This window comes from Spiroplasma phoeniceum P40 (genome assembly GCF_003339775.1).
In the GTDB taxonomy this organism is placed as follows: Bacteria; Bacillota_I; Bacilli_A; order Mycoplasmatales; family Mycoplasmataceae; genus Spiroplasma; species Spiroplasma phoeniceum.
The window spans coordinates 429,198-450,341 of the sequence record NZ_CP031088.1 but is presented as its reverse complement, the minus strand read 5'-3'; the positions used below and the strand labels follow the sequence as shown (position 1 = coordinate 450,341).

Annotated in this window: 30 protein-coding genes and 2 pseudogenes; 17 read left to right on the top strand and 15 right to left on the bottom strand. The window is 25.4% G+C overall.

The annotated features are described in order from the left end of the window. Nucleotides 1-12: 12 nt before the first annotated feature. From SDAV_RS02950 to SDAV_RS11855, 4 genes are all read left to right on the top strand, one after another. Nucleotides 13-297 carry a hypothetical protein gene (locus tag SDAV_RS02950; protein ID WP_114564181.1) on the top strand — a complete coding sequence of 95 codons (285 nt, stop codon included), beginning with the start codon at nucleotides 13-15 and terminating at the stop codon, nucleotides 295-297. Continuing rightward, nucleotides 252-419, top strand: a complete 168-nt coding sequence (locus tag SDAV_RS11860) for a hypothetical protein (protein ID WP_186823457.1) — start codon at nucleotides 252-254, stop codon at nucleotides 417-419. The genes SDAV_RS02950 and SDAV_RS11860 overlap by 46 nt, the downstream gene beginning before the upstream one ends. Before the next feature lie 302 nt (nucleotides 420-721). Further along, nucleotides 722-1,120 carry a hypothetical protein gene (locus SDAV_RS02940; RefSeq protein WP_114564480.1) on the top strand — a complete coding sequence of 133 codons (399 nt, stop codon included), beginning with the start codon at nucleotides 722-724 and terminating at the stop codon, nucleotides 1,118-1,120. An 11-nt stretch (nucleotides 1,121-1,131) separates the two neighbouring features. Then, on the top strand, nucleotides 1,132-1,305 hold the full coding sequence (locus SDAV_RS11855; RefSeq protein ID WP_186823456.1) for a hypothetical protein: 174 nt from the start codon (nucleotides 1,132-1,134) through the stop codon (nucleotides 1,303-1,305). A gap of 93 nt (nucleotides 1,306-1,398) precedes the next feature. Here the strand turns inward: SDAV_RS11855 and SDAV_RS02930 are convergent, their stop codons facing one another. The 14 genes and pseudogenes from SDAV_RS02930 to SDAV_RS02870 form a co-directional block, all read right to left on the bottom strand. Further along, nucleotides 1,399-1,692 (bottom strand): hypothetical protein, encoded by a 294-nt coding sequence (locus SDAV_RS02930; RefSeq protein ID WP_114564478.1) that lies wholly within the window; start codon nucleotides 1,690-1,692, stop codon nucleotides 1,399-1,401. Between the two features lie 15 nt (nucleotides 1,693-1,707). After that, a complete protein-coding gene (locus SDAV_RS02925) occupies nucleotides 1,708-1,914 on the bottom strand; it encodes a hypothetical protein (protein WP_114564477.1) in 207 nt (68 codons plus the stop codon). Next, entirely contained in the window at nucleotides 1,914-2,207 is a 294-nt protein-coding gene (locus SDAV_RS02920) for a pentapeptide repeat-containing protein (RefSeq protein ID WP_114564476.1), read from the bottom strand. The genes SDAV_RS02925 and SDAV_RS02920 overlap by 1 nt, the downstream gene beginning before the upstream one ends. A gap of 309 nt (nucleotides 2,208-2,516) precedes the next feature. Further along, the gene (locus SDAV_RS11850; protein WP_158500439.1) at nucleotides 2,517-2,669 is read right to left on the bottom strand and encodes a hypothetical protein; all 153 of its coding nucleotides are present in this window, start codon (nucleotides 2,667-2,669) and stop codon (nucleotides 2,517-2,519) included. 14 nt (nucleotides 2,670-2,683) lie between these two features. Beyond that, the gene (locus tag SDAV_RS02915) at nucleotides 2,684-2,986 is read right to left on the bottom strand and encodes a hypothetical protein (protein WP_114564475.1); all 303 of its coding nucleotides are present in this window, start codon (nucleotides 2,984-2,986) and stop codon (nucleotides 2,684-2,686) included. Between the two features lie 318 nt (nucleotides 2,987-3,304). Next, nucleotides 3,305-3,641: pseudogene (locus tag SDAV_RS14595) on the bottom strand (spiroplasma phage ORF1-like family protein); the annotation flags it as partial. Between the two features lie 11 nt (nucleotides 3,642-3,652). Then, nucleotides 3,653-3,889: a hypothetical protein gene (locus tag SDAV_RS02905; protein ID WP_015967964.1), complete on the bottom strand. Its 237-nt coding sequence runs from the start codon at nucleotides 3,887-3,889 to the stop codon at nucleotides 3,653-3,655. Next, the gene (locus tag SDAV_RS02900; RefSeq protein WP_114564474.1) at nucleotides 3,889-4,284 is read right to left on the bottom strand and encodes a hypothetical protein; all 396 of its coding nucleotides are present in this window, start codon (nucleotides 4,282-4,284) and stop codon (nucleotides 3,889-3,891) included. Before SDAV_RS02900 ends, SDAV_RS02905 begins: the two co-directional genes overlap by 1 nt. After that, nucleotides 4,277-5,292, bottom strand: a pseudogene (locus SDAV_RS02895) (hypothetical protein). The gene SDAV_RS02900 and the pseudogene SDAV_RS02895 overlap by 8 nt, the downstream one beginning before the upstream one ends. Next, nucleotides 5,292-5,495 carry a DUF2649 family protein gene (locus SDAV_RS02890; RefSeq protein WP_114564473.1) on the bottom strand — a complete coding sequence of 68 codons (204 nt, stop codon included), beginning with the start codon at nucleotides 5,493-5,495 and terminating at the stop codon, nucleotides 5,292-5,294. The pseudogene SDAV_RS02895 and the gene SDAV_RS02890 overlap by 1 nt, the downstream one beginning before the upstream one ends. 152 nt (nucleotides 5,496-5,647) lie before the next feature. Next, a complete protein-coding gene (locus SDAV_RS02885) occupies nucleotides 5,648-6,097 on the bottom strand; it encodes a DUF3627 domain-containing protein (protein ID WP_114564472.1) in 450 nt (149 codons plus the stop codon). Further along, nucleotides 6,081-6,422 carry a hypothetical protein gene (locus SDAV_RS02880; protein ID WP_114564471.1) on the bottom strand — a complete coding sequence of 114 codons (342 nt, stop codon included), beginning with the start codon at nucleotides 6,420-6,422 and terminating at the stop codon, nucleotides 6,081-6,083. Before SDAV_RS02880 ends, SDAV_RS02885 begins: the two co-directional genes overlap by 17 nt. Nucleotides 6,423-6,804: 382 nt before the next feature. Then, nucleotides 6,805-7,056, bottom strand: coding sequence for a hypothetical protein (locus SDAV_RS02875; protein WP_114564470.1), 252 nt, complete (start codon nucleotides 7,054-7,056; stop codon nucleotides 6,805-6,807). Further along, the gene (locus SDAV_RS02870) at nucleotides 7,056-7,205 is read right to left on the bottom strand and encodes a hypothetical protein (RefSeq protein WP_105298620.1); all 150 of its coding nucleotides are present in this window, start codon (nucleotides 7,203-7,205) and stop codon (nucleotides 7,056-7,058) included. The genes SDAV_RS02875 and SDAV_RS02870 overlap by 1 nt, the downstream gene beginning before the upstream one ends. A gap of 338 nt (nucleotides 7,206-7,543) precedes the next feature. Between SDAV_RS02870 and SDAV_RS02865 the strand changes: the two genes are divergently transcribed. Further along, nucleotides 7,544-8,515: an IS30 family transposase gene (locus SDAV_RS02865; protein WP_114564469.1), complete on the top strand. Its 972-nt coding sequence runs from the start codon at nucleotides 7,544-7,546 to the stop codon at nucleotides 8,513-8,515. Between the two features lie 442 nt (nucleotides 8,516-8,957). Here the strand turns inward: SDAV_RS02865 and SDAV_RS02860 are convergent, their stop codons facing one another. Then, a complete protein-coding gene (locus SDAV_RS02860; RefSeq protein WP_245938486.1) occupies nucleotides 8,958-9,449 on the bottom strand; it encodes a hypothetical protein in 492 nt (163 codons plus the stop codon). A gap of 169 nt (nucleotides 9,450-9,618) precedes the next feature. On the opposite strand from SDAV_RS02860, the gene SDAV_RS02855 reads away from it, so the two are divergent. The 12 genes from SDAV_RS02855 to SDAV_RS02805 all read left to right on the top strand — a co-directional run bounded on the left by SDAV_RS02855 (nucleotide 9,619) and on the right by SDAV_RS02805 (nucleotide 21,142). Next, entirely contained in the window at nucleotides 9,619-11,502 is a 1,884-nt protein-coding gene (locus SDAV_RS02855) for a prolipoprotein diacylglyceryl transferase (protein ID WP_114564468.1), read from the top strand. Between the two features lie 46 nt (nucleotides 11,503-11,548). Next, complete coding sequence (locus SDAV_RS02850) at nucleotides 11,549-12,073, top strand: ferritin (RefSeq protein ID WP_114564467.1); 525 nt, start codon at nucleotides 11,549-11,551, stop codon at nucleotides 12,071-12,073. 222 nt (nucleotides 12,074-12,295) lie between these two features. Next, on the top strand, nucleotides 12,296-12,859 hold the full coding sequence (locus SDAV_RS02845) for a hypothetical protein (RefSeq protein WP_114564466.1): 564 nt from the start codon (nucleotides 12,296-12,298) through the stop codon (nucleotides 12,857-12,859). Nucleotides 12,860-13,032: 173 nt separating this feature from the next. After that, nucleotides 13,033-13,548, top strand: coding sequence for a hypothetical protein (locus tag SDAV_RS02840; RefSeq protein ID WP_114564465.1), 516 nt, complete (start codon nucleotides 13,033-13,035; stop codon nucleotides 13,546-13,548). A gap of 65 nt (nucleotides 13,549-13,613) precedes the next feature. After that, nucleotides 13,614-15,143, top strand: a complete 1,530-nt coding sequence (gene rny / locus SDAV_RS02835; protein WP_114564464.1) for a ribonuclease Y — start codon at nucleotides 13,614-13,616, stop codon at nucleotides 15,141-15,143. A gap of 90 nt (nucleotides 15,144-15,233) precedes the next feature. Beyond that, nucleotides 15,234-16,592, top strand: a complete 1,359-nt coding sequence (ffh, locus tag SDAV_RS02830) for a signal recognition particle protein (RefSeq protein ID WP_114564463.1) — start codon at nucleotides 15,234-15,236, stop codon at nucleotides 16,590-16,592. Between the two features lie 171 nt (nucleotides 16,593-16,763). Beyond that, nucleotides 16,764-16,892 carry a hypothetical protein gene (locus SDAV_RS13920; RefSeq protein WP_281268834.1) on the top strand — a complete coding sequence of 43 codons (129 nt, stop codon included), beginning with the start codon at nucleotides 16,764-16,766 and terminating at the stop codon, nucleotides 16,890-16,892. Nucleotides 16,893-16,907: 15 nt separating this feature from the next. Beyond that, complete coding sequence (locus SDAV_RS12935; protein ID WP_245938485.1) at nucleotides 16,908-17,585, top strand: hypothetical protein; 678 nt, start codon at nucleotides 16,908-16,910, stop codon at nucleotides 17,583-17,585. A 438-nt stretch (nucleotides 17,586-18,023) separates the two neighbouring features. Continuing rightward, complete coding sequence (gene pyrH, locus SDAV_RS02820; RefSeq protein ID WP_114564462.1) at nucleotides 18,024-18,749, top strand: UMP kinase; 726 nt, start codon at nucleotides 18,024-18,026, stop codon at nucleotides 18,747-18,749. Continuing rightward, entirely contained in the window at nucleotides 18,750-19,298 is a 549-nt protein-coding gene (gene frr, locus SDAV_RS02815) for a ribosome recycling factor (RefSeq protein WP_114564461.1), read from the top strand. 67 nt (nucleotides 19,299-19,365) lie between these two features. Then, a complete protein-coding gene (uppS, locus tag SDAV_RS02810) occupies nucleotides 19,366-20,073 on the top strand; it encodes a polyprenyl diphosphate synthase (RefSeq protein ID WP_114564460.1) in 708 nt (235 codons plus the stop codon). Next, a complete protein-coding gene (locus SDAV_RS02805; protein ID WP_114564459.1) occupies nucleotides 20,051-21,142 on the top strand; it encodes a phosphatidate cytidylyltransferase in 1,092 nt (363 codons plus the stop codon). Before uppS ends, SDAV_RS02805 begins: the two co-directional genes overlap by 23 nt. Nucleotides 21,143-21,144 lie beyond the last annotated feature (2 nt).

The window sequence follows — 21,144 nt, the reverse complement described above, 5'->3', positions numbered from 1 at the left end:
AGTATAGATAAAATGACAGAATATAAAAGTTTGTATATTAATAAAACTTGAAATGAAATAACAACATCATTTGATTGAGTTAATTGTCAACCTATTAATTGTCGTATTTCACATCATAAAAAACATTATGATTTGCAATGTTTAGAATGAGCAAAAATGTACTTAAATTTATTTAAAGACAAGTGAAATCTTATTGCTTCTTATATGGAACATTACAAAATTAACGATATTTTAGATTTAGCATCAGATGGATGAAAAATATTACAATTTGAGAAAAAAATAAATCAAGTAAATTAAAATATATTATTTCAATTGACCCTGCTGGAATTGGACAAACTGGTATTATTATTTATAATTTTTTGAAAAAGAAAATAATTAATAATATTACTTTTAATTCTAATATGAAGAAGAAGCAATAAATAATATGTATTTAATATTAAATGATTTTAAAAATAAAATTTGTTCTTATTTAAGCAAAGTTATTGTAATAATTGAAGATTACCAACTTCATAAAGGTTTAAAAATAAAAAACCCATTATCTACTCCTAAATTTATTGGTGGTTTAAAAGTTTTATGTAAATATTTATTTAATTTAAATTATGTTTTACAATCGCCGTTGTTAAGAAAAATTATATTTATAAAGGAAATATTAAAATGACAGAGCATGAATTAGATGCTTGGAAACATTTACAATATTTTTTATTAAAAGGAGTTGATAAAAATGGCACAAACAAAAAGTAATTTATCTAAAAAATTAATAACTAATAAACCTAAAATAAAAAATAAAAAAGTTAATAAGTTAGAATTAACTGTTAAATTACATGAAAATCCTATTAAAACTAAAATTAAAGCACTTGTTGCTGGTGGCGTTGAAGTTGATGTTTGTTCGGCTAAATGTCAGTGAGACGGATTAAATTATTCAACATTATCAATATATAACCCATCTGTTTTAACTGAATTTTTGAAATTAAAAAAAGAAGATGAGATAAAAATTAAAGGCTCAGTATTTAATCAGTTAAATATAAAAACTAAACGCTATTTTTTATCTTTTCGAGTAGATAGTTTTGAAATTATACAAAAAGCGATTAGAAAAAGAACAAATACAAATATTAAAAAATAGGAGGAAAAACAATGGCATTAAAAAATGTAAAATATGTTCTTATCAATGAAGAAAATGAACCAATTAAAAATGAAGATGGTAGTTTAGATAGGCATCGTGTACGATGAAGCGGCAAAAAAGCAACTCTTGTTAGAGTTGTTTTTTTATTTGAAATAAAACAACTCCTAAAAGGAGGTTCAATATAGTGTAAAGTTATATCACTTTTCTTTAATTGAAATTGCTTTAATTCATCAAGTTTATTTTTAAGTTTTTCATTTTCTGCTTTAACTTTGTTAAATTTAATTGATTCTGTTATATTCATTATTTAATTTATCCTCCTTACTTGGTAAATTATTAATATCTTTAATTAGGCAATATCTATGATTATTACTTTCACAATATTTTAAGTGCATTTCAATTGTTATTTCATCAGTTTGTAAACTTTCTCAATCATATGTAAGTTTATCTTCTTCACAAAGTAAATAAAAATCTTCTTTAAATAAATGTTTTGATTTTAGTTTTTTAATTTCTTTATCTTTTTCAGCAAGTTCTTCTTTTAGTTTGTTAAATTTAATTGTTTCTGTTACATTCATTATTCTTCCTCCTCACTAGCAATATGAAATAAGGCAATTAGCACATACATAATGCAATTTAGCTTTAAAATTTTGTCTTAATTCTCTAGCAGAACATTCGCTAACAATAAAATCAATTTCTTTTTTTGTATATCTTTCATCTGAAAAAGACCAATAATAACCATCATAAGGAATATTTAATCCGTCTTCTTGACAATCTTCACAATATTTTCTTTTTCCCATTATTTATCCTCCTCAATAATAATTAATTGGTCTAATTGTTTTTTTGTAATTCTAGCACCAGATAAATAAGCACTTCGTAAATCAGCACATCATAAATTAGCACCTTGTAATTTAGCCTCTTGTAAATTAGCACTTCGTAAATCAGCACGAGTTAAATTAGCACCTTGTAAATTAGTCCAACGTAAATAAACACCTTGTAAATCTAATGTTTCATATTCTAAATATTCATTAATTTTTTGTTTTTCAACAGTAACTCCTGTTAATTCTTTAATTAATTCTTGTAATGTTTTCATTTTATAATTCCTCCAAATTTTCTAATATTTCACAACATTTTAAATAACTAAGTGATCATCTAAAAACTTAAATAAAAAAAAAAAAAAAAGAGTCACAAACAAACATATTTATCTATTTTTTCTTTTTAAAGATATATGGGTTTTTTGCAAAAATACAATAAACATTTGTGCATCATAAATTTTTATTATCACCATCTATTTTTGATCTACATTTAGGACAACTTTTCCTCATTATTTTTATCTCCTTTATTTTTTATTTATCAAAAATAAAAAACCAACTAATTTTAATAAATAGTTGGTTTAATTTTTTTATCGTATTTGATTTAAAATATTTTCAATATTATTAACTTTATCAATTAAAGCTTCCATAATTTGTTCTAAATTGCTTAAATTGTTTTCTGTTGTTGTTTTAATCTCGTTAATTAACTCGCTAATCGTATTTTTGATATTATTTTCAACCATATAATTTCTCCTTTCTAATTTTTGATATTAATAATTCATCATTTATTTTTCTTAAAAATTAATTTTTTAATAATTTGGTGATTATTTTTGCATTGTAAAGTCAAAAATAAAAGATTATAACTTATTTTTTGTTTATTAATAAATTCTAATTTTGCTAAGCAATGCCGAGCATACTTTTTATAATTTCAGCCGCCTTTTTTGTTTTTGGTTAATTTTGTAAAGTCCTCATTGATATAACACTGACATTTATTAATTAATACTCTCTTATTTTTTAATTTAATTTTTAACTCTTTTCAACAGAGTTCTTTTAAAGACACTTTCAAATCCTCCTTATAAATAGTAAGATTTCTAAATTTTTTTATTGTGGAACACTTACCCTTTAACCATTGCAGGTTAAAGATTTATCCCCAAACCACGATAACTCTTTTATATTGCCTAAAAGAATTGCCTGCATTATGTCGTAGCGGTACGGCCACCCTTGTATTGTTTATCCTCGCTTGCTTGGTTTTACGACATTCCAAGTAGGAGAGTTTTATTCGGTTGGTTTTGCTGTTATTTTCTTAAACTAAGCAAGGTTAACGACAATTTTAACCTAATTAAAAAAGATAGAATTTTATATCTATCTTTTTCTTAGTTTTTGGAAATTTTATACCAACCGAATATTTTACGCGGTCATAACTATCTTGTAAAAAATCTAAATACCATTTATCATTAAACAATAAATTTTTTGATGTTTTTAAAGTTGGATTAATAAAATAATTTGTTTCCGACCAATTTTCAAAAAAAATACTGCGTAAAAACATTGTATTAATAAAATCATTTTCATTAATACCTTTACCAGTACTTATTCTCTTGTTTAAGCATATAATGCTCCTCATTTAAGGGTCTAAACGCCGTTAAAGTAATAAATGGAATAACCAAACCCAAAAAACTTAAAATAAATATGGCAAATAAAGATAACGATTTTTTCATAAACTCAACTCCTAACTATACAATGTTTTTGAAACAATAAACCCAACAATATATAAACTTGATATCGTTAACATTAACGGATGACTAAACAAAACTGCCATTCTACCAAATAATCAAATCAACCAAGTATCAGAATTATATAAATCCATAATAATATTTTTTGCTGATGTAAATTGATTAATAATAACAGTAATAAAACCAGTACCAAATATCGCAATCGCCGCCACCAATAAAACTAATTTAATCATTACTTTTTATCTCCTTTAAATTTAGTACTTCTAATATTTTTCGCTTGATATCTAATACTTTGTCGTTTAAGTTCTTTTTTAACTTGCTGCTTATTACTATTCTGATAAACATTTTTACCAAAATTAATACCTTTTCGTACAGTTGACGAATATACTTGCGAAACACCATTATTAACTGTCGAACCTAAATTATTATATTGTGTTGATGTACCGTGAATTGCATAAATCGATAACTTAATAACCATAAAAAAGATTAAAAAATAAGCAATTGACGTATTTGTCATCGGTAATTTTGTATTTCAAATTACATCAAAAATAAACAAAAATATATCAAAAACAAAACTAAAAATCTTGTCTCAATTACTATTATTATTTTCAACTAATAAATTAATCATCTTTACTATTTCCTTTCTCTTTTTTAGGTTTTAAATTCTTTTTCAAAATATCAATATCAAATAACTCCAATCGTTCTTTAACGCTTAATTTTGTGATTTCTGACCAATAATATTCTTTTTTTATTAACAATTTCATCATTCTTTAAATCACGCACAAACTTTAACCATTGACTATCATACTTATTAGCGAATTCAAGGGGAATAATTATTTTAAAAAACCGAATTCCTAACCCAACATCCGACTTATGTTTTACTCTTTTACCTTCTGCTGTTCGTTCTACTGATTTTGTTTTTCAAATTTCATAATCCGTTATATCTTGAAAAATTCCCATTCGCATAATAAAGAAACGATTAAAAAAATTAAATCCTTTTTTAGCAACGGGTTTTTTCAATGAAATTGGAATAATAATTCCACTTGCTAACTGGCGAATATTATTTCAAATCATACCTTCACGCTGAGCAGTAAACAACGCACGATTCCCAAAATGTCTCGCTAAAACAATTCACGGTATTTTAACACTATGAACTTTTTTCTCATCGTGAGGACTAGTTCCATCAATATACAAATAACTTTCATCAAATAAAATAACACTATCATCTGGGGGGACCGGTTTTGTTCTATCGGTAAAATCTAAATTTTTAAATGTTAAAACTTTAACTTTATCATCTTCTAACGGATAATTACTATAAATTTCATCTGTCAATAATTTCATAGTTTGCGACAAATAAGTTAAAAGTAATGTTTTACCAGTTCCTAACTTACCAATAATTACCGATAACGGATTATCTCAAACAAAATTCACTAACCGAAAAGCATTTAACTGATAAAAAATATTTTTTCACAATCATCACACAAAATATACACATTGCAAAGCAAATAATATTCAAAATACTAAACCAACACAATACAAAGAAATTATCCAAAGTAAATAAATCAATTAAACTAAACAAAAGCATTGAACCACTAATATAACAACAATTTTTAAAGAAAAATATAAATTTTTTCATTATTTAAAATACCCAACTATTTTAAAAACCATTCACAAGAAAAACCAAATTAAAAACAAAATCACAATTCAAACACCAACCATTAAAGTTAAATATTCATTTTGCGTTAAATTCCACATTGTAATACTTTCAACATTCGTTTTATCTATAAACAAAAAGACATGAATAAAAAACTCTTTTAATTTAATTCAATCATTTTGCATTTTTAAAAACTCCACATTTTTTGAATAAGTTTAAAAAACATTCCAAAAAACAAAACAATAAATAACACAAACGATATAACATATAAAAACTCAGGGGCATTTGCACCAATAATATAACTAACAAATTGAACTCAATAATCATATAAACTCATTTAATTTAAACTTTCTAAATCATTAATTAATTCTTGTTCTTTTTCAACACTTCAATTTGTTAAATTATTATTGTTATTATTTGCTTTTACTTTTTTAGGTTCACTTAAAAATAAAGCTTTTTTCATTTTAGTAAAATAATTTTGTTTATATTGATTATATAAATTGATTAATTCTGTTCCAGTTAAATATTTTCAAATATTTCGCTTTAAATTTTCATCATATTTTACAATAGGGTAAGAATTATCATAAATCAAACCGATTTCTACTTGTTCCGAATGTTTTTCACTCGAATAAATAAACTTATTACTCAACCAAAAACCAATATGGCGATTATGATTAGGCAAATTTATAAAACTTGCTTTTTCTGTTGTAAAAGGGATAAATTCCTTACTAATAAAATAATTTTCTACATTCTGATTTTTCTTAACAAAATTACTCAATTTTATCATCTCCACTTCTTAGCATTTTACCTTCTCCTAATTTTCCAACTATATTTTCTAACGGTAATAATTGTTTCTTAAATACTGCAACTCTAAATTCCTTAACTTCTGATATATGCTCCATAATTACAAATGGTAAAAGTACAACAAAAAGCATTAAACAACCTGAAATACCTATAATATCTCCTACATTTAAAGACCAAATTAAAGAAACAATACAAAGACCAGAAATAATTAATATAGCAAAATAAATAGAAACAAAAACAAAATTAATAATAATAAATTCTTTTTTTAATTTTTTATATTCCTTAGTTGTTTTAAATTTCATATCCATAATATAGTCTCCTAACTAAATATTTATTTAATAAACAATGTTATAAATAATGTTTATATAATGTTTTTTAATTGTAATAAACACTGATTATTAACAATGTTATAAATAATGCTAATATATTGTTTATTTAATGTTTAATAAACACTGTTAATAAATATTGTTAAATATAAAAATAATAAAAATTGGCACACTGAAAATAACTATTAAGAACTTTAATAGTAAATATAATAAGTTCATTTTTCTATTTAATAAATTCATTTTTTACAAATGTGATACCATCTATTTTTTGATTATCATGAATGGTATCACCAATTAAAACAATTATTTCACTAAAACTTCCTAGTGTGCCTTAACTAAGATATATAATCGATTATAATAAATATTAAAATCCTTTAACCATAACACGGAAAAAGTTTAAGATTTTAATAATACAAAATATAGCAAATGGAATTAATATAATTCACGCTTCACCTAAGAAAACCATTATCTCAGGTAAAATATTTGTTATACCTTCTTTAACTTTTCATAATGCACTAGATAAACCAGTTCAAATACCAGTCATACCCTCAGTCATAGTTTTAGGTGTAGGTGCTGTTAAAAAATTAAACGCTGTTGTTAAATACATACCTAGCATTATTTATTACTCTCCTTTCTTTCAATTTCTTTTTTTTCTTTTTTCTTTCCTCGAATTTGTTTAATTTTTTGATAAATTGATAAACCAAAATAAAGAAAAATTGCTAATACAATAACAACACTAAATATTGTCGTTAATCAAGTTGGCATAATACATCTCCTTTCTAAAAACTAAAAAATTGAAATTTGCAAACTCGCTCCGCTCGTTGTCGCTTCGCTCCATTAAAAACACTACTGAATAAATTATCCGCTAATAAATTACGCGGAATAATTTATTCTTTTACTTTTTAATTTCAATATCTTTTGCAATCTTATTAACAGTATTAATAACATTATCTTTACCATACTTTTTCACTAACGACCACAAAATAAAATATTGCTTTGTTTGCATAATTTTAACTCCTCAATTAAAAATATTAAAAAAATTTACTTTCCAAAACTGTAAAAACCAAAAATACAAAATGTATGTGGTTTCTACAATAAATGTTATGTATAGTCATTTAAGTTTTATGGATAAAGTTAAATTAGAACAATCATTATTATCAAAAATTTTTTTAAAAAAGAATGGTGAACATAATATTTCTGCAATTGCTAAATGTTTGAATAGACATCGTAGTACTATTTTACGAGAAATTAAGCGTTTTAAAACTACTGATGAATATAGTGCTTATAAGTCAGATAAAATGTATTATGAGAAAAGAAAAAAGAATAATAAAAGATGTAAATTTACGGAAGAGCAGATTAATTTTATGAAAATTAGACTTAATAAATATTGTGATTCTCCGAGAGAATTTATTTATCGTTATTTTTTAAAATTTAGTGTTAAATTTCCGGTTTGTGTTAAAACATTGTATAAATGAATTCGTTTAGGTTTTTATGGTTTTTTAAAACATAATTTGCGACATCGTGGTAAAAAATATAAAACAAAAGGAAAATATGATAATCGTGGTAAATTAACTGATTTTAAGTCAATTTGAGATATTGAAAATAAAGTTTCTAATGTTGGTTGATTAGAAATGGATACTGTTGTTGGAAAAAACCATCAATCTAGTTGTTTAGTTTTAGTAGAACAATCAAGTAAAAAATATTTTGCAATAAAATTAGAAAATCATACTGCTAGGGAAGTTGAGAAAAAGTTTAAAGATATTGTTATAAATAATAATTTAATTGGAAAAATAAAAGGAATAATAACAGATAGAGGTAAAGAATTTAGTGAATGACGAGAAATGGAAATATTTGCTGAAACACAAGTATATTTTTGTGATGCTGGTAAACCTCGTCAAAAACCTCTAATTGAAAATATAAATGGTGAGTTTAGAAAATGATTTCCTCCTGGAACTGATTTTAATAATGTTAGTCAAAAACGAATTAATTGAGTAGTTAATAATTTAATAAATGATAAACTCCGACCGTGTTTAAATTGAATAAGTGCTAAAGAAATGTTTTTGCAGAATATATAAACAATAAATATTTAAAAATGTATATTAACTCATAAAATATGTCATTAAAATAATAAAATATGTATTTATTAATTAAAATTAATAAATTATTTTTTAGTTTGTTTTAAATATTTATAAAATAAAAGAAAAATTAAAATATTTTTAATTTTTTTAAATTTATGGTTGATTTTTGTAATTTTTATTATATTATTTAATTAATAAAAATTTGTTGCACTTCATTTTACATAATTCATTTTATAAAATTATTTATTCAATTAAAAATATCAATTTTTAAAAAAGTTGAATTTTTTATAAATTTTGTTATCATTTATTCATAAGCGAGACATAATTTGTTTCTAATTACTTAATTTTATTAAAAACTTCAAAATAATATATATTACATTTTTTATTGTGCCATTGATAACTTTATTATTAATTTTTTCTTCTAAGCTACTAACGCGAATTAAACTTTGTTGTAATAAATTATTTTTTTGGGATTTTTACTAAAACTAGTGAAATTGGGTTCTGTGATAATCTTAAAATTATTACTTATTTCATCTAAAATAACTTCATCTTTTCAAAGATCAGCAATTGCAATTCGGTAATATTCATTATAATCTAATCGATTAAGAAAAAGACTAATACTAATAGCACCGGCTTTAATCAACATATAAACAATAATTGTTATTACTAACAGCGGTAAAGGTAAGTATATTAAATAAAATGTAAGTTCAGGGTCATTATTATTAGCAATAAAAGTAAGAATAATACCAATAAATAAAGCAGTAGTAAAAATTAAGATTAATGAACTGAAAATAACATCAACAATGATTGATTTACGTCAAAAACTAGTAATTTTTTCGATAATGATTTTGTATATGTTCTTGGTGAAGTGCTTTAATTTTATTAACTGCTGTTTCTGATAACGCAGTGCTAGTCATTTGTTATTTCACATCGCTTTCTAAAAAAAGTAATATTGTTTTAGGTAAATTATAATTTAAAAAAAGTAAGATTACAATTAAGTCCTAAAAATAAATAGACTTTTTTATTTGAACTTGGTATATAATAATTATGCATTGTTTTATAATTTAGAAAATAAAAACACTTAAGGAGTGAAAAAATAAATGAACAGTTTATTATTAACAAGCGTACCACCAAATCCAGAATGAATTAATCCAATTAATACACCACATAATATTTTGGCAACATATGGCGGATGAATTCATATGTATGCTGTTTTTATTACAATAGGAATGATTTGTTCGGTTTTAGCCTGTTTTATTCGACTAAAATTTAAAAAAGTTCCGATTGAACCATTAATTTGATCAATTTTTGCTATTATTCCATTTTCATTATTTGGAGCAAGTTTTTTTGGAAAATTTAATAATGATGTTAATCATCCTTGAATTTTAGAACCAGGTGATGTTCCATTTTGGTCTTTATTTGCGTTTTGAAAAGCTGGGATGAGTATTCATGGTGGTGTTTTGTTCGGAACAATTACTGGCTTAATTGTTTTTGGCATTGTTGGTCGAAAAGCAAAAGTTTCACTTTGAGTTTATACGGATTGTATTATTCCAAACATTTTATTAGGACAAGTATTAGGTCGTTGAGGTAATTTTTTTAATCATGAATTATTAGGAAGTGTTACTTCATATGATTCATTACGTTGATTACCAGCTTTTATTCGGGATAACTTATGGCAGTGAGATGGTTTATCACCAGAAACAAATAACATTGGTGAAATTTTCTTTCGCCAACCGATCTTTTTATATGAATCATTCTTTAATTTCTTAGCATGATTATTTATTACTTTTTTTATTCCTGTTGCTGGACAATTATTTAGTAAAAAACCATGGAAAAAAGACCCTAAAGAATATCCTTTTGATTTAAAATATAATTTTATTCATTTTTTTAATCGAAAATATCTTAAACCTGATAAAATGACTTGAAAAGAATTTTGGGATAAAGCATATTTTAACTATGTACCAAACCAAAAGCAATTAGATGAAATGGCTAAAAAAAGTGGGCAAATAGATAGTTCAAAAGAACAAACTGGTTTTACCAATAGAATTAAAAAATGATGACATAATGATAGTGCTGCATTAACAAAATTAAATAATCCGGGGCGTTATGCAATCACACGTAGCGGGGTGCAAACTGGTTTTTATTTCTTTTTATGAAATTTTATTCGTTTTATTTTAGAAACACAACGTGATGATGATACAAGTTTATTTATTAAAAATCATCGTACGCTAGATTATATGGTCTTAATTTTAATTGCCCTAATTGGTTTAGGATTAGCAATTTATGCGCAATGAGGAGCGCCGAAAAAATTCCGCAAAAATGGATTTATGTATGAAAAAGAATATGTTGATTTTCATAGTTTGCAAACATGAAAATTTGAAAAATATTTAAATAATAGTATCATTATTGGCGAAGATAATTATGTTAATAAATTACCAGTAGTCATTAAGACAAAAGTTATGGAATTCTTAGGATATCAAGGTGAACCTTTTGAAAAATATTTTGAATTAAAATATGTTAAAACAAATGAACAAGAAGCAAGCAAGCACGAAGTTATTAATTATAGTTTTAAAATAGTTGCTTTACCAGAAACAAATAATAAATTTATTGATGAATTAGTTGTTAATCAAACTTTTAAATTTAATTTAAGTAAAATTTTACAACAAACAACATTAATCTTATCAAAACCTGATGATAATAATTATTTTACCTTGACGAAAAAACAATTGGGATTATTATTAAATGCTATTATTCATACTCCTGAAAAGGGAAATGAAATTAAAACGGGATGGTATCAATTTTATCCTCATATTAATGAACAAAAAACAACAATTTTTGATCTTGATTTGAATGATTTAATTGTTTTTGATGAATTAAAAATTAATCCAAAAGCAAAAAAAATTGAAATATCAAAATTCCAATTTAAAGAAAATCAATTTTATTACTTTAATAAAAAAATTGCTTTTAAATTAAAATGAGAATAATTAACTTTTAAGAGTGTACAATAAGAATAGAAAGAGAGGAAAAATTATGTTAACAAACGACATTGAAAAAGATTTAGAACATTATATTGATGAACACATCAAAATGCAATTTTTTTGCTATAATTTAAGTTCAGCCGCTGATAAGTTAGGGTTTCCTGGTTTTAGCCATTATTTTCAAGTTCAAGCACAAGATGAAGTTTTACATCAACGTCGAATTATGAATTTTGTTTTAGACCGCGATGGACATTATCAAATTAAAAATATTGTTGAAGAATATAAAGATATTAAAAATATTATTGAATTAATGGAAACCTATCAAACAAAGCGAGCATATTTTGCTGAATTAACAAATAAATTAGCACAGCATGCCAATACAGTTGGTGATTTAGTTACTTATAAATTTTATGATTGATTTATTATTGACTTTTATGAAGAATTAGCTGAAGTAAAAGATATTATTGAATGAATTAAAATGTCAAATAATAGTTATTATAAAATTGATCGAAAAATGGGAGAAAAAGAAGAACCAGATACTTTAACAGTTATTGACCCTTTTAGTCCCCATGCATAAAAAATGTTTTTTCTTAAAAAGAAAAAACATTTTTTCATTTGTAAATTGTAATTGCAAATGCAACAAAAAATATTAAATAAGTAATAATATATATTTAATATTTATGTATAATAAAATTACTAAATTCAAATGAAAAGAGTTAGGTTATTAATCATTTAATATCAAACAACTTAGTATGGCTTCTAAAAAATAATAAATAAAAAAAGAAAGGACACAAATAGAATGAAAAAAATTTTAAGTTTATTAACTGCCACAAGTTTTGTTACTATGATGCCAGAACTTGTTGCCATAAGTTCTTATGAAAAAGAAGATAAATTATCAACAAGTAATTTTGAAAATGAATTTTTTCAATATTTTCAAGCAGTTATTGAAAATTTTGAAAGTAATAATGTTGAATTATCAACATTAAAAACATATACAAGAGTAAAAGCATATTCTTATCTTGATGATGATAATCAAAAAGTTCCTTTTGTAACAGATACGATTGAGGCAGAACGTGATTTTGTTAATTTAATGAATAAATTTGTAAAAGCATATGGTTTAAAAACTTTAAATAATATAGTTAAAAAAAATTCTGTTGTGGATGCCCCAAAATATGAAAACTATTTTATGTATTCTGATTTATGACCAGAATGATTATTCACATTAAATAAAAAATTAAATGTAATTAGAACACAAATGTGTGGTATGGGATGTACCTATAATCATTTTGTTAAAACAAATAATGATATTTTATATTCTCATGCAATAGCGTTTGATATGTTAGATTTTGTTAATACTGTGTAGATTGGTTTTTTAGCTAAAGACCAAAATTATGTTTCAACTAATAGTAAAACTAATCTTCATATAATAGCACATGAATTTGCGCATGCCTTTGAAACATATTTTTCGTTTAAAAAGGGATACCGAAATTTATTAAAAGATGGAATAAGTTTAAGCAAGTTTTTTTAAATAAAGAGATGTATTATAATGTTTTACCAAGTGATTATTTAATTACATATTTAGCAAAAGCAAAGGGTAAAGAAGATGAATCTTGAGAAAATAAAAAAGAGCTTGCTTATTCAATTATCAATTCCAAGTATGCTCGATACAATTATGATTATGTAAAAGAACCTAATGTTATTAGTTGATTAGTAAATTTTTTATTTGAAAATTTATTTAGTATAGTAGAATATCGCTATGGATCAGAAAACAATGCGGAATTATTTGCTGAAGCCTTTGCTTATTGAATTTTAGCAACACAAGAAGAAAAGCAAACAGATAATTGAAAAATATTAAATGATTTTTTTCTAATGAAATTAAAAAGAAATATGATGTTGAAATTGATTAAAATTTGATTAAAAGTTAATAAAAATAATAAAAAAATATTAAAATATAGGGTTGAAATGAAAAAATATTCGTATAAAATTGAAATCTTCTGCGAAAATTTTTCTAAAAAAGAGTATAATAATATGTGGCAATGATTTCATTGCTAGTATTCCACTTATATATTTAAAATTAATACTTCTTACTTAATCTTTTAAGTAAAGGAGAAATAATTATGCAAACACACATATGAGTAATTATCCTTATTGCTGTTGCAATAGGTTCTTACTTTCTTGGATATTTATTTGAAAAATATTTAAGATTTAAATTAATCAAAAAAACAAAATTAAAAATTAAACAAGCAGAAGATAAAGCAAAAAAAATTATTAATGCTGCTAAAGCAGATGGACGCGTTGAAGCAGCACAAATTAGACAAGAAATGAAAGATGAATTAACTCGCAAACGTGAAGAATTTTTAGCAACCGAAAAATTTTTAGTAGATAGAGAACGTTTAATTGTTGAGAGAGAAGAAGTATTAAATGGCAAAGAGCAAGAAGTGTTTCGCAAGAAAGAAGAATTGCAAGGAAAGATTAACTATTATCAAGAAATGGTAGAACGAAATCTTCATCAACTTGAAAAAGTTGCTGGATATTCACTTGAAGAAGCAAAAGATGTTCTTTTTAAAAAAATAAGTGATCGGTATCAAAAGGAAATTGGTGAATTTTTACGAAATGCTGAAAATACTGCAAAAATTAATGCCAAACAAACAGCCATTAACATTATTACTACTGCAATTGAACGTTATGCAGCAAAAGTTGTGGCAGAAAAAACAACAACTTCAATTTATTTAGAAGATGATAATATGAAAGGACGAATTATTGGTAAAGATGGACGTAATATTCGCACATTTGAAATAGCAGCAGGGGTTGATTTAATTATTGATGATACACCTAATGTTGTACAAATTTCATCTTTTAACCCAATTCGTCGGGAAATTGCAAAAAAAACTTTAGAAAAATTATTACTTGATGGCCGAATTCAACCAACGCGAATTGAAGAAACAATCAAATTAGAACAAGAAGAAATCGAAATGACAATTCTTGAAGCAGGAAAAGAAATTGCGGCTGAATTAGCAATTGATAATTTAGATATTGAATTAATTCGTCACTTAGGAATTTTAAAATATCGAACTAGTTATGGTCAAAATGTCTTATTACATTCTGTCGAAGTAGCAAAATTAGCAGCAATAATGGCAAGTGAACTGGGGTTAGACCCTGCAATTGCAATGCGTGCTGGGTTATTACATGATATTGGAAAAGCAGTTGATTTTGAAAATGAAGGAAGTCATGTTACTTTAGGTGTTCAAATTGCAACAAAATGTAATGAACATCCAATTATTATTAATGCAATCGCTTCGCATCATGGCGAAGTACCAGTAACTAATCCTTATTCTGTTTTAGTATCAGCAGCTGATACGTTGTCAGCTGCTCGTCCAGGCAGTCGTAATAATACTGTTGAAAATTATATTGCTCGAATGAATGAGTTAGAAAAAATTTGCCAAACAGTCCATGGTGTCCAATCAGCTTATGTTTTACAAGCAGGACGACAAATTCGAGTTATTGTTAATCCAATTATTAATGATGATGCTCGTACTCATAAAATTGCGCTTGATATTAAGGAAAAAATTAAACAAGCAAAGGCAATTCCTGGTGATATTGTTATTACAGTTATCCGTGAATTACGAGTTACGGAAACTGTTATTTAAAGAATAAAATTTTTATTCTTTTTTTATGTTAATTTTAGTATAATTAATTAATAAGAGTGTATTTGTTATAAAAATTAAAGGAGAAAAAATATGATTGGAGATTTTTTAGCGAATCGATTGAAAAAATCAATTGAAAAAAATATGAAAAAATCAACTTTAACGACTGATGCTATTACTGAAACAATGCGTGAAATTCGATTAGCATTATTGGAGGCTGATGTTAATAATAAAGTAGTTAAAGATTTTATTAAAGCTGTTGAAACAAAAGCGCGGGGTGAATATATTCTTGATGGATTAAATGCATCACAAATGATGGTTAAAATTGTGCATGAAGAATTAGTTAATATATTTGGAAAAACAGTTAAAGAATTATCATTTACTTCAAAACCAACAATTGTAATGATGGTTGGTTTACAAGGAAGTGGTAAAACAACCACAACGGGGAAAATTGCTAAGTTAGTTGAAAAGAAATATCACAAAAAACCATTATTAGTTGCTTGTGATATTTATCGACCAGCAGCGATTGAACAATTAAAAACAATTGGAAAAAATTTAAATATTGAAGTTTTTGAGCGCGGAACACAAAATCCAGTAACGACTTCGCAACAAGCAATTACTTATGCAAAAGATAATAAAAATGATGTTATTTTAATTGATACAGCTGGACGTTTACATATTGATGCTGAGTTAATGCAAGAATTAAAAGAAATTAAAAATAATATTACCCCGGATGAAATTCTTCTTGTTGTTGATGGGATGACAGGGCAAGACATTATTAATGTTGCGACTGAATTTAATCAGTTATTAAAATTAACAGGAGTAGTTGTTACAAAACTAGATGGTGATGCTCGTGGCGGGTCTGCTTTGTCAATTACACATTTAACAAAATTACCAATTACTTTTATTGGAACTGGAGAAGGAATGAGTAATTTACAAATCTTTTATCCTGACCGAATGGCTGATCGAATTTTAGGAATGGGAGATGTTCAAACCTTAGTTGAAAAAGCAAAAGATGTATTAGATGAACGTGATATCAAAAAAACAATGAATCGAATGATGATGGGACAGTTTGATTTGCAAGATTTATTAAACCAAATGCGCCAAATTTCAAAAATGGGTAAAATGGGCGGAATTATTAAATTATTACCTGGAATGCCAAAATTAAGTAATGAAAAAATTGATGATGCTGAACGAAAATTAAAAGTAACCGAAGTATTATTATCATCAATGACAGTGAAAGAACGTCGTGAACCACGATTATTAAAACATTTATCACGAAAAAATCGGATTTTAAAAGGCTCAGGACGAACTGAAAAAGAATATAATGAGCTAATTAATCAATTTGAAAAAACAAAAAAACAAGTTGATGAAATTGCTCGTCAAATTAAATCAGGGCGTATGCCAAATATTCCTGGGATGGGTGGTCTAAGCGGAATGGGTTTTAATTAATCTATTTAAGAAAACTGTTTTTTAAACAGTTTTTATTTTGTGATACAAAATAATGTTGTTTTAACAAAATTATTTCTAAATAATAAAATGACTATCCAAGATTAAACATTATAAATTATTAAAAGTTTTAGAAAAGGAAAAACATATGAAAAAAATAGCAAAAAATGGTGAATGATTAATTCAACATTATTTTTAATGGTAACGGTTTTTGTCAGTTTTGTTCTGTATGTCTGATATCTTGGTTATTTAAATCCAAGACCACTTGAGTTAGGGACAATTGTTACTGACCCCCCAATTTAAAAACCCTTAAAACTAATGGCTTACATATTCCGAAAAAAATACAGATTAAAAAAAATAAAAAAACAATTTTCTAATTTAAATATTAATAAAATAAAAATTAAAGATAACATTAGTTCTTCATCAGAAACAATTGTTTCAAGTGATTTTTCGTTTTATCGAGGATCAGTGATTCTTTATTATACTCTTGATAAATCAATTGCTAATCAAATTGATTTAAATCGACAATATGCTCCAAATAAAACTTGAGTACAAAATCGAGGTTACCGAGGAATGTGAATTAATAATAATATTGCAACAAAACTTGAACAAAATTTAACAAATGCTTTTTTAAGTAAAGCTAATTATACTAATTTACCATTCTATGATCAAAAAGCATTTATTTCTTATGATGAATTATTGTCCTTTTTAGATGAACCAGTTCGACATTCTTGACAACAATTTATCAATCATTATTATTCAACTTATCAAAATAAATTAAAAGAAATTATTATATTATTTTATAATATTTGTGCTTTTCTTTGAACAAAACAAGAAATTAATAAAGTTTTAAGTTCTATTAAAGACGGACAATTTTTAGAAACAAAGGGTTATACAAATTTAAACAACCGGCAAATTGCAATTGCATATGATGCAATAAATTGTAACTATGAAGAGATATGAAAGCAAAATTGGATTGAAGGTGGAATTTCATAACAAAGTGTATTTTTTACACTCTATGTCATGAACTTGAACACTTGCTGCACTATCGTTATAAATTAGATTATAAAATTAATGTGATTGAACAATTAAAAACATTTTTATTAAAAAAAATTAATAACTTTCACCAGCAACAAAGTTTAACAAAAGAAAAGATTTTTCAATTATTTCATCTTAGTAAATTTTCATTTAGAGATAATTTTGAATTTTTTGCGGAGGGATTTGTATATTGACTTTTAACAAGTGATGTTTTAAAAACAAAAGCATGAGAATTTTGACATGAGTTTTTAACATTTTATTTGCCAAGTTTAAGTTAATATTAAGTACTTTTTGATAAAGTAAATTTCTTTACTAATTTGTAATTTTATTTTGATTATTTGTTAAAACAATTTATAATATATTAGAATAAAATAGAAAAAAGAGAGGAAAGTTATAATGGCATTACAATATAAGCGAGTTTTACTAAAATTATCTGGTGAAGCATTAGGGAATTCTGATGATTTATATGATGCGAAAAAAATTTATAATATTGCAAAACAAATTGTTAAATTACAAAAAGAAGGATTACAAATTGCTATTGTTGTTGGTGGTGGTAATATTTGACGCGGTAATCGTGCTGACACAATTAAAATGAATCCAATTAGTGCAGATTATATGGGGATGTTAGCAACAGTAATGAATGCTTTAGCATTAGAGGCTGTATTAAAAAATGAAGGTAGTCAGAATGTTGTTGTAACTTCAAAAATTCAAGTTCCGGAAGTTGCTTCACCATATTTGTTTAAAAAAGCAAAAGCTGCTTTAGAAAAAGGAGCAATTGTTATTATGGCTGGAGGAACTGGCCAACCAAAGTTTACAACTGATACAGCAGCAACAATTAGAACAATTGAAATTGATGCAGATGTTATGTTAATGGCAAAAAATGGGGTTGATGGTATTTATGATAAAGATCCGCGCCATAATGTTGATGCAGTTCGCTTTGATAATATTAGTTTAAATGAATTGCAAAAAAAACAATTAAAAGTAATGGATTTAACAGCATCTAGTTTAGCAATGGAAGATGATGTTAAAATCGTTGTTTTTGATATTAATGAACCAGATAATATTTATAAGGCAGCACATGGTAATGCGCGTTCAACAATTGTTACAGGAGGAAAAAAATAAATGTCGCAAGAAGTTATTAATCAAACAAAAGAAAAGATGGAAAAATTAATCGTTTCATTTGAAAATGAATTAATTAAAATTCGTACTGGTCGTGCCAATCCAAATATGTTATCACATATTATGATTGATTATTATGGAACACTAACACCAATTCAACAATTGGCTAATATCATGGTTCCAGAAGCACGACAATTAGTTATTAAACCATATGATCGTTCAATTATTAATTTAATTGTAACAGCAATTAATAAAGCAGATTTAGGTTTAACACCAAATTCAGAAACAGATTTAATTCGGTTAAATATTCCTCCGCTAACTGAAGAACGTCGTAAAATTTTGGTTAAGGAAATGTGAAAAGCTAGTGAACAGTTTAAAGTAGCAATTCGGAATGAACGACGAGATAGTAATGAACACCTTAAAAAAGATTCTGAATTAACTGAAGATGATAAAAAATATTATGAAGGGGAAGTTCAAAAATTAACGGACCAATTTATTAAAAAAATTGATGAAAAAGCAACTCTAAAAGAAAAAGAACTAATGAAAGTTTAAAACTTTCATTTTTTTTTTTTTATGACTCTCGGTATAATTAACAAAACGGGGAAGAAGGACATAAGGCATGAAAATACCACAACATATTGCAATTATTTTAGATGGTAATGGTCGCTGGGCAACTAAGCAAGGTTTAGAACGAACAACTGGCCATGAAGAAGGAGCAAAACGGATTAAAGATGTCGCATTAAAAGCAAATGCTCTTGGTGTTAAGTATTTAACGATTTATTGTTTTTCAACTGAAAATTGAAAACGAAGTGCACAAGAAGTTGCATATTTAATGGCGATGCCAGAGCGATTATTAAATAATAAACAAGTTAATAATTTTAAGAATGAAAATATTGTTTTAAATCATATTGGTCGGCGTACAAAAATGCCACTTAAAACATTAGCAGCAATTGATAATGCTGTTTTACGGACAAAAGATAATAATGGAATGGTTTTAACATTTGCTTTTGACTATGGAGCCATTGAAGAATTATTAACAGCAATTAATCAAATGATAAGTGAAAAATTAGCAACTGTTGATGAAAAGACATTATTTCACCATTTATATACCGCAGATTTACCAGATGTTGATTTAATGATTCGATGTGGTGGTGAACAAAGGTTAAGTAATTTTTTATTATTACAAAATCGTTATGCTGAATTATATTTTACCAAAGCATTTTGACCAGAATTTGATGAAAATGCTTTAACTGAAGCAATATTAGATTATAATAATAGAAATAGAAGATTTGGAGGAATTGAAAGTGATAAACAATCAGGAAGATAATGTTCTTGTTAATGAAAATGAAAAATCAACAGGAGATGATAATTTAACAAATAAAGCGTCAAAAAGTAAGGAACATAAAGGTATGTTTCAAAAAAAATATGTTGCTCGTCATATTACATTTTATTTTTTATTAGTCTTTTTATGTTTATATTTATTCACAGGGGTAATTTCAACAGAATGACATGGTAATGTTCCACATATTGAAATTGCTAATTATGTTTTTATTGGCATTAATGCTGTTATTTTAGGTTTAGTTAACTATGAAATTTTGCGGTTAGTTGGAGGAACAAAGTGACCAATTTATACGCAAGTCATTACATATTTATTAATAATTTTTTTATTTTTGTTTCCAGCTGAATCAATCGCAACAGAATATGGTGGAATTGGTTCAATTAATTACCCATTTTATACATTATTAAATTGAAATTGATTAAAACCCTGAATTATTTTTGTTATTTATTTATGTGCGATTTTAGGATATTATTGTCTAGTATTTAGTTCAAAAGAAATTACTTTTGGTAAAATGACATTAGTTTTAATTTTTACCTTGTATTTAACTTTTGCTTTAAAAGCAATGAATAAATTTATGTTAAATCCTGCTTATGGTTGAAGTAGTGTGGTATGATTAGCATTAATTATTATTTTAACTGATACTTTTGCGTTTGTTGGCGGTGTTACTTATGGAAAACATAAATTAGCGCCAACAATATCTCCAAACAAAACATGAGAAGGTGCTGTAACGGGAACAATCTTAGCAGCAGGAATTGCAATTACTTATGCTATTTTAATGTTTCATTTTGCAACTAGTAACCATTGGGTTTTTAACTTTTTCTCAAATGATAATGATCAAAATGTAATGCGTTATGTCATTTATGTTCTGTTAGCGTTTGTATTAAGCATTTTCTCACAATTGGGGGATTTATCATTTTCATGAATTAAACGTCTTTATAATATTAAAGATTTTAGTAATTTATTGCCTGGCCATGGTGGTATTTTAGATCGTTTGGATTCATTTTCATTAGTGTTTTTTGTAATGTTTATTATTTCAAATATAGTGTTACAACGATAATT